This is a genomic window from Fortiea contorta PCC 7126 (assembly GCF_000332295.1).
In the GTDB taxonomy this organism is placed as follows: Bacteria; Cyanobacteriota; Cyanobacteriia; order Cyanobacteriales; family Nostocaceae; genus Fortiea; species Fortiea contorta.
Map to the genome: position 1 here is coordinate 1,323,436 of NZ_KB235930.1, position 13,260 is coordinate 1,336,695.

Annotated in this window: 19 protein-coding genes; 13 read left to right on the forward strand and 6 right to left on the reverse strand. The window is 44.7% G+C overall.

Annotated elements, in window-relative coordinates; translation table 11 throughout:
- The first annotated feature begins 160 nt into the window (after positions 1-160).
- Together MIC7126_RS0106380 and MIC7126_RS30205 are read left to right on the forward strand one after the other, a co-directional pair.
- Positions 161-742, forward strand: a complete 582-nt coding sequence (locus MIC7126_RS0106380; RefSeq protein WP_017652302.1) for a tyrosine-type recombinase/integrase — start codon at positions 161-163, stop codon at positions 740-742.
- A gap of 287 nt (positions 743-1,029) precedes the next feature.
- Positions 1,030-1,371 (forward strand): hypothetical protein, encoded by a 342-nt coding sequence (locus MIC7126_RS30205; RefSeq protein WP_154655836.1) that lies wholly within the window; start codon positions 1,030-1,032, stop codon positions 1,369-1,371.
- Here MIC7126_RS30205 and MIC7126_RS29075 read toward each other — a convergent pair.
- The 5 genes from MIC7126_RS29075 to MIC7126_RS32210 all read right to left on the reverse strand — a co-directional run bounded on the left by MIC7126_RS29075 (position 1,295) and on the right by MIC7126_RS32210 (position 3,628).
- Entirely contained in the window at positions 1,295-1,723 is a 429-nt protein-coding gene (locus MIC7126_RS29075; protein WP_017652144.1) for a hypothetical protein, read from the reverse strand. The two genes, MIC7126_RS30205 and MIC7126_RS29075, sit on opposite strands and share 77 nt — an antisense overlap.
- 315 nt (positions 1,724-2,038) lie before the next feature.
- Positions 2,039-2,428 (reverse strand): hypothetical protein, encoded by a 390-nt coding sequence (locus tag MIC7126_RS31860; protein ID WP_017652304.1) that lies wholly within the window; start codon positions 2,426-2,428, stop codon positions 2,039-2,041.
- A gap of 62 nt (positions 2,429-2,490) precedes the next feature.
- A complete protein-coding gene (locus tag MIC7126_RS27160; RefSeq protein ID WP_017652305.1) occupies positions 2,491-2,826 on the reverse strand; it encodes a hypothetical protein in 336 nt (111 codons plus the stop codon).
- A 168-nt stretch (positions 2,827-2,994) separates the two neighbouring features.
- Positions 2,995-3,345 carry a hypothetical protein gene (locus MIC7126_RS32515; RefSeq protein WP_017652306.1) on the reverse strand — a complete coding sequence of 117 codons (351 nt, stop codon included), beginning with the start codon at positions 3,343-3,345 and terminating at the stop codon, positions 2,995-2,997.
- A gap of 157 nt (positions 3,346-3,502) precedes the next feature.
- The gene (locus MIC7126_RS32210; RefSeq protein ID WP_274517484.1) at positions 3,503-3,628 is read right to left on the reverse strand and encodes a hypothetical protein; all 126 of its coding nucleotides are present in this window, start codon (positions 3,626-3,628) and stop codon (positions 3,503-3,505) included.
- Positions 3,629-3,969: 341 nt separating this feature from the next.
- Between MIC7126_RS32210 and MIC7126_RS0106415 the strand changes: the two genes are divergently transcribed.
- From MIC7126_RS0106415 to folP, 9 genes are all read left to right on the forward strand, one after another.
- The gene (locus MIC7126_RS0106415; protein ID WP_017652149.1) at positions 3,970-4,428 is read left to right on the forward strand and encodes a MerR family transcriptional regulator; all 459 of its coding nucleotides are present in this window, start codon (positions 3,970-3,972) and stop codon (positions 4,426-4,428) included.
- The gene (locus MIC7126_RS0106420) at positions 4,418-4,675 is read left to right on the forward strand and encodes a hypothetical protein (RefSeq protein ID WP_017652150.1); all 258 of its coding nucleotides are present in this window, start codon (positions 4,418-4,420) and stop codon (positions 4,673-4,675) included. Before MIC7126_RS0106415 ends, MIC7126_RS0106420 begins: the two co-directional genes overlap by 11 nt.
- 12 nt (positions 4,676-4,687) lie before the next feature.
- Entirely contained in the window at positions 4,688-5,203 is a 516-nt protein-coding gene (locus MIC7126_RS0106425) for a hypothetical protein (RefSeq protein WP_017652308.1), read from the forward strand.
- Complete coding sequence (locus tag MIC7126_RS0106430; protein WP_017652309.1) at positions 5,203-5,475, forward strand: hypothetical protein; 273 nt, start codon at positions 5,203-5,205, stop codon at positions 5,473-5,475. Before MIC7126_RS0106425 ends, MIC7126_RS0106430 begins: the two co-directional genes overlap by 1 nt.
- Positions 5,457-5,993 carry a hypothetical protein gene (locus tag MIC7126_RS0106435; RefSeq protein WP_017652310.1) on the forward strand — a complete coding sequence of 179 codons (537 nt, stop codon included), beginning with the start codon at positions 5,457-5,459 and terminating at the stop codon, positions 5,991-5,993. The genes MIC7126_RS0106430 and MIC7126_RS0106435 overlap by 19 nt, the downstream gene beginning before the upstream one ends.
- Before the next feature lie 95 nt (positions 5,994-6,088).
- On the forward strand, positions 6,089-6,754 hold the full coding sequence (locus MIC7126_RS0106440) for a hypothetical protein (RefSeq protein WP_238553615.1): 666 nt from the start codon (positions 6,089-6,091) through the stop codon (positions 6,752-6,754).
- Positions 6,755-7,102: 348 nt separating this feature from the next.
- Positions 7,103-8,296, forward strand: coding sequence for an IS110 family transposase (locus MIC7126_RS0106445; RefSeq protein ID WP_026100074.1), 1,194 nt, complete (start codon positions 7,103-7,105; stop codon positions 8,294-8,296).
- Between the two features lie 40 nt (positions 8,297-8,336).
- Positions 8,337-9,062, forward strand: coding sequence for a triose-phosphate isomerase (gene tpiA, locus MIC7126_RS0106450; RefSeq protein ID WP_069108569.1), 726 nt, complete (start codon positions 8,337-8,339; stop codon positions 9,060-9,062).
- Positions 9,063-9,135: 73 nt separating this feature from the next.
- Positions 9,136-9,990, forward strand: a complete 855-nt coding sequence (gene folP, locus MIC7126_RS0106455) for a dihydropteroate synthase (protein WP_017652314.1) — start codon at positions 9,136-9,138, stop codon at positions 9,988-9,990.
- Here the strand turns inward: folP and MIC7126_RS0106460 are convergent, their stop codons facing one another.
- Positions 9,991-10,833 (reverse strand): SPFH domain-containing protein, encoded by an 843-nt coding sequence (locus MIC7126_RS0106460; RefSeq protein WP_017652315.1) that lies wholly within the window; start codon positions 10,831-10,833, stop codon positions 9,991-9,993. It abuts the gene before it with no gap.
- Between the two features lie 600 nt (positions 10,834-11,433).
- Here MIC7126_RS0106460 and MIC7126_RS0106465 point away from each other — a divergent pair.
- Positions 11,434-12,396 carry an orange carotenoid protein N-terminal domain-containing protein gene (locus tag MIC7126_RS0106465; RefSeq protein WP_017652316.1) on the forward strand — a complete coding sequence of 321 codons (963 nt, stop codon included), beginning with the start codon at positions 11,434-11,436 and terminating at the stop codon, positions 12,394-12,396.
- Positions 12,397-12,606: 210 nt separating this feature from the next.
- The gene (locus tag MIC7126_RS0106470) at positions 12,607-13,227 is read left to right on the forward strand and encodes a pentapeptide repeat-containing protein (protein WP_017652317.1); all 621 of its coding nucleotides are present in this window, start codon (positions 12,607-12,609) and stop codon (positions 13,225-13,227) included.
- Positions 13,228-13,260 lie beyond the last annotated feature (33 nt).

The window sequence follows — 13,260 nt, forward strand, 5'->3', positions numbered from 1 at the left end:
GTAAATATTCCACTTTTATGTAAATCAAGAACAATCACTGATGGCTGAAAAGCCTACCACCATTAGTATTTAAGCAGATATTGACTATATCTAAAAACGCAAATGTTCCGAATTAACCATTGCAACTGGTTAATCCGGAACAATTCTGAGGAGAATTTTCATGAAAAATAACCGAAACGGACAATCGGCTATTTTAACTGACACGGACTATTCTAAAATCCGCAAGCAAATTAAAAGTCAAAAATACAAGTTGCTTTTAGATTTAGCTTGGTACACCGGGGAAAGATGGGGGGCATTGGTAAAGTTAAGGATAGAGGATGTTTACAATCCCAACGGCACGCCACGGGAATATATTAATTTTCGGGCGATTACTCGCAAGGCAACGCCAGACGGTAAGCGCCAGACAAGACAAGTGCCTGTACACCCTGTACTGGCTGAATCTTTATCTAATTACACTCCAGATTCTAGTTCGGGCTGGCTCTTTCCCTGCCGTGATGGTTCAATGCCAATCACGATTCGGTGGGCAGATAAAATTTTACGAGCTGCTATAGAAAGACTGGGTTTGACGGCTAAGGGTATTAGCACTCATTCCACCCGCCGGACTTTCATTACCAAACTGCACCGCAATGGAACTGACCTGTACACGATTAAGAAAATCACTGGTCACAAGGATTTTAAGTCGTTGGAACGTTACGTAGAAATTTCGGCTGATCGTGTTAAGGGGGCGATCGCTACTCTATGAACACTAAGCTGTTATTCCTGCAAATCGAAATTTTCTTCCAGCGCCTCCAGGAGGGAAATTACGATCACCCGGTGGACTTGGCTAAGGCCCTAGAAACCCTGGCAGACTTTGCCTGGGAGGAGGTAGATGAGCTTTACCCGCCATCAACATTCCCGTGACAATATTGACGAATAGTAAAAAACAGCATGGCGATCGCTTTATTCATTGGGCGATCGCATTTTTTCAAGGTTGCAATCACAAGAAAAACCCTGTATCCTGCCTTGACACAGGCGTTACAGGAAATGGACATGACTTTGCAACCAGGAACTAACAGTACCAGCTGGTCTTCGGCTTGGAACAATGGCAAGACTAAAACAATTCGCGTTCCAGTCAAACTAGCTGATCAAATCTTGAACTATGCCAGGGAACTGGATTCTGGCATTGACATGGAACAGCAGATTATTCTCAAATTTATTGATTCTTTTGCGGAACGGAGAAAAGCAGAGTTTCGCCCCAATCAGTACAGCCGTACTGCTTCACTAGAAAGCCGCCGGTGGGATGAACTCAAAAGATTTAGGAATTTGGTTGCGAATGGTGACGCCAAGAGTGAATCAAGTGTTGAATCTCTTGTGGTGTCTGTCCGTCGTTGATTGCGGCTTCTACATCTGCCTTTCGATTTTTAGCGATCGCACTATTTGCACTGCCAAGATAAATCCGATTTTTCTTCCTGCCAGTCATCCAACAGTAGCGATAGTACCAATATTTATTACCAGAGCGTTCGACCCAATATTTCTCTACCCAGTGGGTATCGTGTTGGGGCGCAACTTTTTTAGTATCTAATGCAACTTGCGCCCCAACACAATTGTACGGAGTTCCAGCTTGCTGAGTATCAGTTTTCTCTTGAATGTGTTGGGGCGCAACTATTTCATCCCAGTAAGGATCCTGTACTGTCTTAATCTGGCTTACAGGGACAAGGGTGAACAAGGAGAGTTGTTGACTCATAACTCAACTCCCTTAAGTTCATCCCAAAATGTTGAGTTAGGAGCGTATTCAGGAATTGCGTTTAGTTGCTTGATATTAGTCGGATGTTCCCACCATCTTTGACGTAAACAAGAGCGAATAAATCCCTCTGGGTTGGAAATTTTATCAAATCCACCACGTATCTTAAATAGAGCAATAGATACTTTTATTTCAGGATTTGAATGGTTTAAAACCTCTTTCTCGCTTTCGTCAAAATGTATACCTTCATCTGCAAGGGTGGCTTGATTGCTAATAAGATTAGAATGCTGCTGCTGTATATCCTCCTCAACGGCAGACTTATCTTTTGTAGTCAGGTGAATTGTAAGTCGAGTTATTGTTTTGTAAGTTTTTTTCTCGCTTCTTTCTCGGTGGCTTCAACCACTCCAGCGGTCTCACTAGTAACTTAAATATCTTCCAACTGTACTGCTTTACCACTTGAATTACCCGATGTTCGCAAAGTAACTCGAACATCTTCTTTAAATAATTGTGACTGTATCCCTTGCCTCTTGACTTTTCTACCCAAGCATTAAATTCTGATAGGTCAGGTTCTGTTTCTAGGCTGACTTCCCCTTGTCTCATTAGCCACTGCCAAAGGACTTTTGCAGCGTTGGGAATTCGGTTTTGGTAACAGAATGATTCGTGTTCTTCTGTCCACGGAAGGGCGTTTTTCTGGGTTTTTTCTGTCATAATTTAAGTGATTTGTTGAGTCAAAGCCATCTGTTTAATCATTGGATGGCTTTTGATTTTTTTTAGTGGCGATCGCGCTGTAGTTGCCAAATGGCTTTTTCTGCACACCAGTCACGACTGCGATCGGGATTTCGGTTTTGTTCGTATCTGATCAATCGGGCGGCAACGGCAGTGTCTCCTTGAACTAGGGTGATTAGTTGGCTCCAAAGTCGAGGGTTGACTTTTTCTCTCCCAGGTTTTCTGGTGGTGCGTGATTTGGATGTGGATCGTCGCGGTTGCCTGTTGGCTCGCTCTCTTCCCTCGCGGATCATTTCTTGAATGTGGTAGCGTCTTTTTCTTGCGGCTCTTGCAACATCGGGCTGTACAATCTGCCAGCAAATAGACAGCGCACCTAGCATTAAGATGAACCAGATTGAAAGGACTAATATATGCATAGTGGTTGAGTTGGTAGAAGCAACTCATTCCAGCATCTACGGGTTACTTTGATCTGAGCATCGGAGGATACCCGTATTTGTTTTTGAACTTTTCATAAAGCAAAACCGTCCTTACCCACGGGTAGGACGGTTTTATTCTTGATTTTTAGTTTCGTCTTGTTCTAGATCCTGATTCAGTTGAAGCAGTTCTTGCAACCTGGTTTCTAGTTCAGTCGTTTGATCTTTGTAATAAGCCAGCTGTCGCTCAGTCTCTTTGATTAGCTGGCGAACGATTTTCCCATTGATTCCACTGCTTGACTGTTCTCTAGCGCTAGGGGTATCTTCTTGTCTGCTATTCTCTCCACTAATTCCGATCTCGTCATTCCAAGACTTTCGGCTAGCTTCCGAAGAGACTCCCACGACTCCGGACTTACCCTCAAAGTCCCCGATATCGCCACCTTCCCGGTTTTTGGGCGACCTGTTCTTGGCATTTTCTGTCCTCATAATCGACCCCTCAATTATCACACATCTAAAAGTATATAATTAGCTTGCACTTTTCAACGTGCAGTATTACCATCATATTATACTTTTACAAGTATATAAGTCACTCCCCAACGCCTAACCCTTCGCGTTGCAACCGGAGCAAGCACCCACGCACTGCCTAGTCCCCGCGTGGAACACCCTTTGATTTGTACCTGATGCTTTCAATGCAAAAGGCGATCGCCCTACCAGTAGCACAGAGCGATCGCCAGTCAAATACCAAGTTATAAGGAGTCCATATTATCATTCAAAAAATTCTCGCAGACACAGACAAACTTAATCGCTCCCAAGCCTTGGGATTATGTGGACTAATCTGCATTGCTTTAAGAGAGAATACCAGCGTCGCTTACCAGTGGGAGGAATTGAATTTTTCAGATATCCCTCAAAAATTGATAGACGCCATCGATGAGCTTGATGAAGATTACCAATTCGATCTGCTCAACAATATCTCTTATGGATTCGTGGAGGAAGACGCGATCGAAGTCCTTGGGCTAGTCGATTAAAAAGGCGATCGCCTTTTATCAGGAGTGCGATCGCCAAGTAATGGATTTGATTTTGATAAGGAGATTTTACCAACGAGTGACAGTAATGCAAAATCTGTACACCACGCCTGAAGCATCCCGCGAAACCGGGATACCAGAAAGCACAATTCGCTCTTGGCTACGCCGTCACCCTGGAGTATTTCAGATTGACGTGCATGTGGTGGTTGAAGAATCAGGACGCAAAATGTGGACTGATGCCGGGATTGAACTATTGCGTAGCCGCAACACTGCACCAGAAAATGCAACGGATGACGATGCAGAAAATAGTGCAGATGACCTGCTTGAATCACTGCTAGCCAATGATGCCAACGCATTAGCCCACGAATACTGGCGACAATTCCCAGGCAGAGTGATTCACCGCATTCGCCAAATGCGGGACAATCCCACACCCCAAGACCGGGAAATTATGCAAACCTCACTTCGCGCCGCACTCGCAGCCGGCACATCTCACCTACTGCTACCCACCTATCAACCAATGTTGCTGGAGGGAGACGGTGAAGAATAAACAGCAGCCCACCAGCAAAGTTGTACCATTCACCGGCGAATTCTACCCCGAAGTAGAACCCACCCCAACACCAGCGGCGACACCAGACTTAACACCAGCATATTTCGTGCTGTTCGCTGCAGCCTTAGTTGCTGGTTTAAGCCTAGGGGCAATTTTCACCTACCAAAGTGCAGATCAAGTGCAACTGCGGCAGATGAAAGCGCAGTCCGAACAACTGCAGCAAGTCAAGACCCAAGTTTGTCAATAAGGAGTAAAGATTATGGGTATCCTATCTCGCATCACCAGCGCTGCTGGTAAATCCAGCAACAAAGAAAGTCAATCCTCACTCGCCACAGGTGGTCACGCCATAGACAAAAATCGTGTGCTGGCTCCAACTGACCCCACAGCGATAAACCCATTGAACGCGGGCGCCTGGGAGTCAGTCCGGACAGCACCTGTCAGTGACGTACCCCGCTATTTTACCAAGCCAGAAGCTGATGCCCTCAAGGAATTAGCCACAGAAAAAACCCAAGGTGCAAAGCAATCTCAACGCGCCTACAAATCGCTTGGCAAGATTGAAGCCGCTGACGCCGCAGTTCACAAACACCACCGCAACTACATTCGCGGCACAGCCGACGCCGAACTAACTAAAAAACGCGCCGACGCAAGCACGGCGCGACACCTCCACGCACTGCGTCCAGAATACGCCAAATTGGGTTTTGGTTTAGACCGCGCTGAAAACAAAGCACAGCAACGCATTCAAGAGTTAAGAGCCAAAATCAAGGATAACTACTAATGACTAAGGCGGTACACCTGGGGGCTTGGTTCCTGTTGGGGTGTATCGCCTCTAGCTGTGTGGCTTGGCTAGGGGCGTTGCATCCGGCTTTATTCCGGGTTATGTGGGTGATTTACATCATGTGTGCAGCTGCCTTGGGTATGGCTTTAGTCACCGATGATGCAGCCCGTCAGTTTTTGAAAATATCCGAACCTGACTACTACGCGCTGCTGATTGCTGTAGCCTGTTCTGTTGTATTGGGAGGGCTGCTGCAGTGGCTAATCGCTGGATAAAAACCAATTGCCTGCTAGCAAGTGCCGCTGCTTTTTGGCTCGCTGCACTTTCCCCTATGCCTGCAATTGGTAAGGGAATTTCCTACAGTTTGGCACTGGTTGCAGGGGTGCAACTCGTCAGGGAATCTCAAGGGCTGATGATCCAAGAAGCCCGCCGGGGGGCATTGTCTGCAATGAACCAGGAGTTAGAGCAGCTAGAAATTGCGTTGCACACTCAGCAACAAGAGGAGGCGCTTTATGAGGTTTACGCTCCTTCAACTTACCCGTCGGAAGTCGAGACGGAATTAAAAACCAGCCTGGAACACTTATATAAGGAGCCAAGCGCGGAGCGTAATGATGGGCTTACAACTTCCACTTCCCAAAAAAAAGGCTTTTACTTCGCAGTGGTAGCACTACTGGAAGTTAAGGGTGAGACTTTTGTAATTGAGCAAATTCTCAAACTTGGGGGTAGGAACTGGGCTGAGGGAAAAAAATACTTGCAGCAAATTCTTGAGGAGGGCGCGAGCAACGGCTGGTAATTTAATAGCGATCGCACTCAGGAGACGGTGCAGGCGATCGCCCACTCAAATCATTCGCTGTGGATTCAAGCAGTATGCAAATTTTACCAATGATCATGACTAAACACGACACCTGGGTAAAACTCAAACCCGGCAATCCTTACGAGAAAATCATGGTTTTATTCCCAAGTGGGATGATACCCATGCGAGATCCATTCCCTTTAGAAAGAGCCGCGGGGGAATTCCAAAACGAAGCTTTATGGATAATTGATTTAGAGCGCTTGAACAGCCTACAAGTTAGTGCGCTAACGCAAATTCTCGCCACTCACTACAAAGTAGAATTTCGCCAAGTTGCACAAGAAGCCGCAGAAAAAGGTGGTTTTGCAGTGCGCCAGGAATGGATAGAATCCATGATGGGTGGAGCGGAGTCAATGCAACGAACTAAAGAACTTGCTGACTGGCTCGAAACTGCACCCCAACCACCATCAGAGACAGCGTGGATGGAATTTTATAATGACCAGCACGCCCGGTGGATTGAGGGTGATGAAGTCCCGCCGCCGATTAGCAGCATTGAGGATATTGATTCTCGCCTGCATACCCCAGAATTGGCTGAGGCGATGAAACGAAATGAAGTTAATAGAATGCTGGCTAATTATTCAGTTTTTGATGTTTTAAGTGGTCGTGCAATGGTTGAAATTTTGAATCAGCAAAATCCTGATCAAAATTGGTCATTGGTTGGGTATGGCGATGACGATGAAGATGATGAGGATTGGTACGAATGAGTGATGAGATTTGACGAATTGAACGCCTGATGAGGCTACCTGACACAGTAGCCGAAACGGGTTAAGTCAGCAGTAAGGAAGGTTAAAGAGCAACGCTGACCGACTTGTATCTTCCCTTCACCCGTCGCGGGTTGTGTCCATAGCACCCGTTTTGAGTACCAGCTTAGGGCTTTGAGACTGAATAAAGCTTATGGCTTTTGCATTTTCGTAAGCTCGGCTGTCTGTTTTTTAATTGTGTTTGCCAGTGTTTGCAGCACTGGCATTGCTTTGAGACTGAATTAGGCTCGTTGGCCTTTGGGTGATTCGCAAGCACTAACACAAATCAACACCTGATTAGGAGCTAACAAATTGACTAGAGTTGTGGGGTTGGATGTTTCCAAGTCCAGTATTTCTTGTTGCCTGCTTTTAGAAAAACCTGTATCCCCAAGAGAATTTTACTATGAATGTCAATTTTACAAATTCCAAAACAACGGCGCTGGATTAATTGGGTTATTAGCACTTCACCCAGAAGTTGCTGTTATTGAACCGACGGGGGTTAACTACTCCAAATTTTGGACTGAACATTTGACTAAAGCTGGTGTAGAAATTCGATTAGTTGGTCATAAACAACTCAGAAATTATCGTGAAAATCACCTGGGATTGCCTGATAAAGATGATGATGCTGATTCTTTAGCGCTTGCTTGTTACCAGTTCGATTATGGTGATGATTTGAGTCGATTTGTTCGGATCAAAGATAAATTAGTTTCAAGAATTAGGGAATTAATTCTCCGGCTCAACCACTTAACCCGCGTACGATCGCCAATAATTAACCGCGCCAGGCAAGATTTAGCTTGGCAGTTTCCAGAGATTGCGTTTGTTCGCTCCGTCCGAAGATCATCAAACAAAGTCCCCTTGATGTGGGGATGGTTAGCGGGAGAGAGGGAAAGCCGCAGATATGATACGTTGTACGCCGTGACGGCTGGATTAGGGTTAACCGATTCAGTTAGATTTCATGCTAAACGCATCTGTGACTTAGCGAGTGAGGAACAATTAATAGAGGATGAGTTAGCTCAAATTCTTACGGATGCAAGGTTTAGCAGTTACCGTGCTGTTTTTCTTGAATTCAATTTTGGCATCCGAGTACAGGCTGTAATTCTGTCACAAATCTTCCCCTTAGAGAACTTTTTCGGTGAAGATGGTAAACCAGAAATCAAAATTCGTAAAGGCAGAAAGTCAGGTAATTCAACCAAACGTCATTTGTCGCTGAGGAGATTTCAGAAAGCTTTGGGCGTTGCCCCATCTCTTGAATCAAGTGGTGATATTTCCAAATCCAAAGTTAGCGGTGGTTCTGCATTATGTCGGCGTGCGTTGTGGCAATGGGTTTTTAGTGCAGTTGAACCAGCTCGCCGCCGCACAAACCCACTACTTAAAGAGTTGGGTGAATTTTTGGATACAGAAAAAGCGTCTGGTAAACCAGTAAAGCTAGTGAGGATGCGTGTTGCAGTTAAGGCAGTAAAGCTTTTGTTTAAAATGCTGATTGCCACCCAAAAAGTTCTAGACTGAAAATGCATCTAGTAGCTTTAGGATATTGATTAAATCACCTGTGCGAAAAATAGTTATTGCTGGTAACTGGAAAATGTTCAAAACTCAAGCAGAGTCCCAGGAATTCTTACAGGGATTTCTGCCTTACTTGGAGGAAACTCCCCAAGAGCGGGAAATTTTATTGTGTCCTCCCTTCACCAATTTAAATATTTTGTCAAAAAGTTTACATGGTAGCCGTGTACAACTAGGAGCACAAAATGTCCACTGGGAAGAAAATGGCGCCTACACTGGTGAAATTTCTAGCCCAATGCTGACAGAAATTGGTGTGCGTTATGTCATCGTCGGTCACAGCGAACGACGACAATATTTTGGGGAAACAAACTTGAGTGTCAATTTGCGCCTCAAAGCTGCCCAAAAACACGGTTTGACGCCAATTCTCTGTGTGGGTGAAACAAAACAACAACGAGATGAGGGAGAAACTGAATCACTAATTATCAGTCAGCTCAACCAAGGATTGGTAAATGTTGACCAAGATAATTTGGTGATTGCTTATGAGCCGATTTGGGCGATTGGTACAGGTGACACTTGCGAAGCAACTGAAGCCAATCGAGTCATTGGCTTAATTCGTAGCCAGTTGAGTAACCCTAATGTTTCTATTCAATATGGTGGCTCAGTTAAGCCGAATAATATTGATGAGATTATGGCTCAACCAGAAATCGATGGTGCTTTGGTGGGGGGAGCAAGTCTGGAACCTGAGAGTTTTGCTCGCATTGTCAACTATAACTAGCGCCTTTTTTCAATTCTCGTTCCCATGCGCTGCATGGGAATTACTCAGGTAGTGCTCTGCTTTATGTGAATTTATGTTAGGTAGCTTGATTATACGCGATCGCTGTTTCTCTTGGGGACAGCGAACCTATTTGATGGGCGTTTTGAATGTGACGCCTGATAGCTTTAGTGATGGTGGCGAATTTAACAACGTTTCTGCAGCTTTAGCGCAAGCTCAAGCAATGGTAGCAGCCGGTGCTGACATCATTGATATCGGTGGTCAGTCAACTCGACCAGGAGCAGTGCAGGTTAGTCTGGCAACAGAACGAGAACGAGTTTTGTCTGTTTTAGAGGTGTTACGCCCGGCGATTTCTTTACCAATTTCCGTAGATACAACTAGGGCAGATGTAGCTAGAGAGGCTGTAGATGCCGGCGCGGATTTGATTAATGATATCTCTGGTGGCACCTTCGACGAGGAAATGTTACCGACAGCGGCCAGTTTAAATGTGCCTATTGTTTTAATGCACATCCGGGGAAACCCGCAGACAATGCAACAACAAACAGATTATCAGGATTTGATGGAGGAGATTAGCCGTTTCTTAAGTCAGCAAATTGCTGCAGCAACGGCTGTTGGCGTTGACGAGAATAAAATTATTATTGATCCTGGTATTGGCTTTGCGAAAAACTATGAGCAAAATATCGAGATTTTTCGTCAATTACGGTCATTGTCAAAGCTCAACCGCCCTATTTTAGTAGGAGCATCCAGAAAAAGTTTTATTGGTCGCATTTTAAATCAACCAGAGCCGAAAGCTAGAGTCTGGGGAACAGCAGCAGCGTGCTCCGCTGCTATTTTTCATGGTGCAGACATTCTCCGTGTTCACGATGTCAAAGAAATGCATGATGTATCGCTGGTTGCCGATGCATTATTCCGTCAGCCAGCACAGGACTAATTAAGTCACACTGTTACCAGTGTTTTTATTGTTACTTTCGTGGGTGACAGACTCAGCAATTAATTCCTGAAACATTTCTGTTGAGTTGGCTGGGTCTACGAAAACTATTTTGGCGTTATTGCTCTCGCCCAGTTTTTGGCTGGCTTCCACATAATCTTGAGCTACAAGATACCTGAGAATTTCGCGGCTTTCGGGATGAGATCTTAAAGCCTCACCAATGATTTGCATTGAGGTTTTAGTCCCTTCAGCTTTTTTAATTGCGGCTTGTCTTTCCCCTTCCGCTTCGGAAATGAGGGCGCGTTTTTTGATTTCTGCGGCTCTTTCTTCTTCCATGGAACGCCGCACGCTTTCGGGCGGGTTAATGCTTTGAATATCTAGCCGCAGAATCTCAACTCCCCACTCCCCAGTAACGGGATTGAGTAGATCTAATATGGCTCTATCCATGTCAGACCTGGAGATGTTCGTTTCTTCCAAGGTGTTCTGAGCGATAATTTCGCGCAGTGTAGTTGTGGCTAGCTGTGATAGTCCTCCTTGGAGGTCATCAATTGCATAAAAGCTTTTTTCGATATCTCTGATACGCCAGTAAAGAATCGCGTCCACTTCTAGATAGATACCGTCTTTGGTAATCACATTTTGAGGCTTGATGTCTAAAACCTGTTCTCTCGTTGTGTCCTCCATGACAATTTGGTCAACTAGGGGGACGATGAAATTGAGTCCGGGTTTAAGTTTGCGATGATACCGACCTAATCGTTCGACTAAGGCTTCGTTACCTTGATTAATTAATTTGGCAGATCCTAAGGCATAACCGATGAGGGCTAAGACGATAGCAATAATTGGCTCCATATCTGCTCCTATCTAGCTTTTGTAGATGTTTTAGTTTAAAGGACATGGTACTACCTTGTCCTACTTTTAAGTCTAATGTTTTGAGTTTGTAATTTTACGAACACTAACTGCTGATCTGATATGTCTTGTGTAGACAGGATATTTTGACTTTGAGAGTTTGACTTTGGGCGATCGCTATTAAAGCACCTAGATGAAATACTGGCAAGCGGTATTCCTTTCGTCATTTACTTTACCTACATCGGCAGCAGTATTCAGTAAAACTTATTTTTAAGATAAATAAAACTGATGAATTAATAGCTGAGAGATTGTTGCTAAATTGTAACGATTCCGTTATATTTCTTTACATAAAGACACACAAGCAACATTAAAGCCAAAAGTCACTGATGACCGTAGGAGATGTTGCTTGTTCTTGAGGGCGATCGCATCAGGTATAACCCCACCAAATGCTGGCTCTGCAAGAGTCCTGATTTAGTAGCACCAAAAACTTGAAAATTGTTTGTTCACATTGCCGACAACAGGCAAAGTTAACAAAACATTTTGTGTTGTCTCATATCTCATATTTATCTGACGTTTTTTGCACATTCAATTAGGATTCTTAACATGTCTATTACCCTCAAATCTGCTCAAAGTATTTTCCCCAGTACTCTAATTGCTGACATCGTTCCAGCTACCACCGAGTCATTTGCTCAACTCAGCGCCGAAGACCAACTAGCACTGCTTTGGTTTGCCTATACAGAAATGGGTAAATCCATCACCGTTGCGGCTCCTGGTGCAGCAAACATGGTCTTGGCCCAAGGCTTACTCGAACAAATTAAGCAAATGCCTTTTGAAGCACAGACACAAGTGATGTGCGATTTGGCTAACCGTGCGGACACTCCCCTTTGTCGCTCCTATGCATCCTTCACCGTCAACATCAAACTAGGCTTTTGGTATCAACTAGGAGAATGGATGGCACAGGGAATCGTCGCCCCCATTCCCAAAGGTTATCAGCTGTCTCCAGAAGCAAATAAAGTACTGCAAGCAATTAGAAACGCTGACCCAGGTCAACAAATCACCATCTTACGCAACACAGTTGTTAGCATGGGATTTGATCCCAATGCCCCAGGCAGTTACAAAAAAGTTACAGTACCTGTAGCTCCTCCCACCGCACCAGCATTCCGGACTAACGTCACCATTGAAGGCGTATCAGATGTAGCTGTATTAGGTTACATCAACAACATGAACGCTTTTGACTTCGATGCAGCAGTAGCACTGTTTAACGCCGAGGGTGCATTGCAGCCCCCATTTGAAAGACCAATTGTTGGTCAGCAGGCAATTTTGGCATATATGCGTGAAGAATGCCAAGGACTAAAAATGTTGCCAGAGCGTGGTGTATCTGAGCCAGTAGAAGACGGCTATACCCAAGTGAAAGTCACGGGTAAAGTGCAAACTCCCTGGTTTGGTGCCAGCGTCGGGATGAACATTGCATGGCGCTTCCTCTTAGATCCCCAAGGCAAAATTTTCTTTGTGGCGATTGACTTACTCGCTTCTCCCAAAGAACTACTTAACTTAGTGCGTAAATAGATATTTCGATGAGTTTGTAGTCAGAATCTCGGTAGGGTGTGTTACGGCAACGTCAGGATTTGTGTATGAACGACAGTATGAATTGCCGTAACGCACCGCTTGATCATGGTGCGTTACTCTACGCGGTAACACACCCTACTTTATTAATAGGCTCTGAGTGCTGATTAATAGCTGAGTTCGTGACATTTTTTGTGATGAAAGGCAGGCTGTATGGATGCAGATCAACTGTTGCAACAATACTGTGCAGGAGAGAAAAACTTTGCTCAAGCTGACCTCAATTTTATCAACTTGAGCGAAATGTATTTAGCCGAGATCAATTTGGCTAGAGCTAATCTGGCAAATGCGACACTATCACATGCTCATCTGTGTGGAGCAAATCTCAATGAGGCTAATTTAACCGCAGCACTGCTGTGGAGAACTGATTTGACAAGAGCAAATCTGACCTGGGCCAATTTGAAGGCTGCGAACATGATTCGAGCCACTCTTTGTCAGGTAAACTTGCATTCAGCGTTGCTGATGAAAGCAGACTTGCGCCTAGCAGATTTAAGTGATGCCGATTTGAGTGGTGCAAACTTGACGGGAGCAGATTTGCGTTACGCCAACCTCAGCGGTGCAATTCTCACGGGAGCCAATTTAAGCGGTACTAATTTGACTGGTGCTAACTTCAGTCAAACGAACTTGCATCGTGCTCATTTCACTAGAGCTATTTTATGCAAAACTGACTTCAGTGGCGCTGACTTCACACAAGTAGATTTAACTGAAGTCGATTTAGATGCTTGCATTCTTCACAGAGTCACCTTACCCGAACGAAGTTTGATGAAAGCGGTTTAACTGTTATTTTTGGCTATCTGTGTGTAAAAAATC

Coding starts and splice junctions, on each gene's coding strand:
- MIC7126_RS0106380 (WP_017652302.1), top strand. CDS start 161: ATGAAAAATAACCGAAACGGACAATCGGCTATTTTAACTGACACGGAC.
- MIC7126_RS30205 (WP_154655836.1), top strand. CDS start 1,030: ATGACTTTGCAACCAGGAACTAACAGTACCAGCTGGTCTTCGGCTTGG.
- MIC7126_RS29075 (WP_017652144.1), bottom strand. CDS start 1,723: ATGAGTCAACAACTCTCCTTGTTCACCCTTGTCCCTGTAAGCCAGATT.
- MIC7126_RS31860 (WP_017652304.1), bottom strand. CDS start 2,428: ATGACAGAAAAAACCCAGAAAAACGCCCTTCCGTGGACAGAAGAACAC.
- MIC7126_RS27160 (WP_017652305.1), bottom strand. CDS start 2,826: ATGCTAGGTGCGCTGTCTATTTGCTGGCAGATTGTACAGCCCGATGTT.
- MIC7126_RS32515 (WP_017652306.1), bottom strand. CDS start 3,345: ATGAGGACAGAAAATGCCAAGAACAGGTCGCCCAAAAACCGGGAAGGT.
- MIC7126_RS32210 (WP_274517484.1), bottom strand. CDS start 3,628: ATGATAATATGGACTCCTTATAACTTGGTATTTGACTGGCGATCGCTC.
- MIC7126_RS0106415 (WP_017652149.1), top strand. CDS start 3,970: ATGCAAAATCTGTACACCACGCCTGAAGCATCCCGCGAAACCGGGATA.
- MIC7126_RS0106425 (WP_017652308.1), top strand. CDS start 4,688: ATGGGTATCCTATCTCGCATCACCAGCGCTGCTGGTAAATCCAGCAAC.
- MIC7126_RS0106430 (WP_017652309.1), top strand. CDS start 5,203: ATGACTAAGGCGGTACACCTGGGGGCTTGGTTCCTGTTGGGGTGTATC.
- MIC7126_RS0106440 (WP_238553615.1), top strand. CDS start 6,089: ATGACTAAACACGACACCTGGGTAAAACTCAAACCCGGCAATCCTTAC.
- folP (WP_017652314.1), top strand. CDS start 9,136: ATGTTAGGTAGCTTGATTATACGCGATCGCTGTTTCTCTTGGGGACAG.
- MIC7126_RS0106460 (WP_017652315.1), bottom strand. CDS start 10,833: ATGGAGCCAATTATTGCTATCGTCTTAGCCCTCATCGGTTATGCCTTA.
- MIC7126_RS0106465 (WP_017652316.1), top strand. CDS start 11,434: ATGTCTATTACCCTCAAATCTGCTCAAAGTATTTTCCCCAGTACTCTA.
- MIC7126_RS0106470 (WP_017652317.1), top strand. CDS start 12,607: ATGGATGCAGATCAACTGTTGCAACAATACTGTGCAGGAGAGAAAAAC.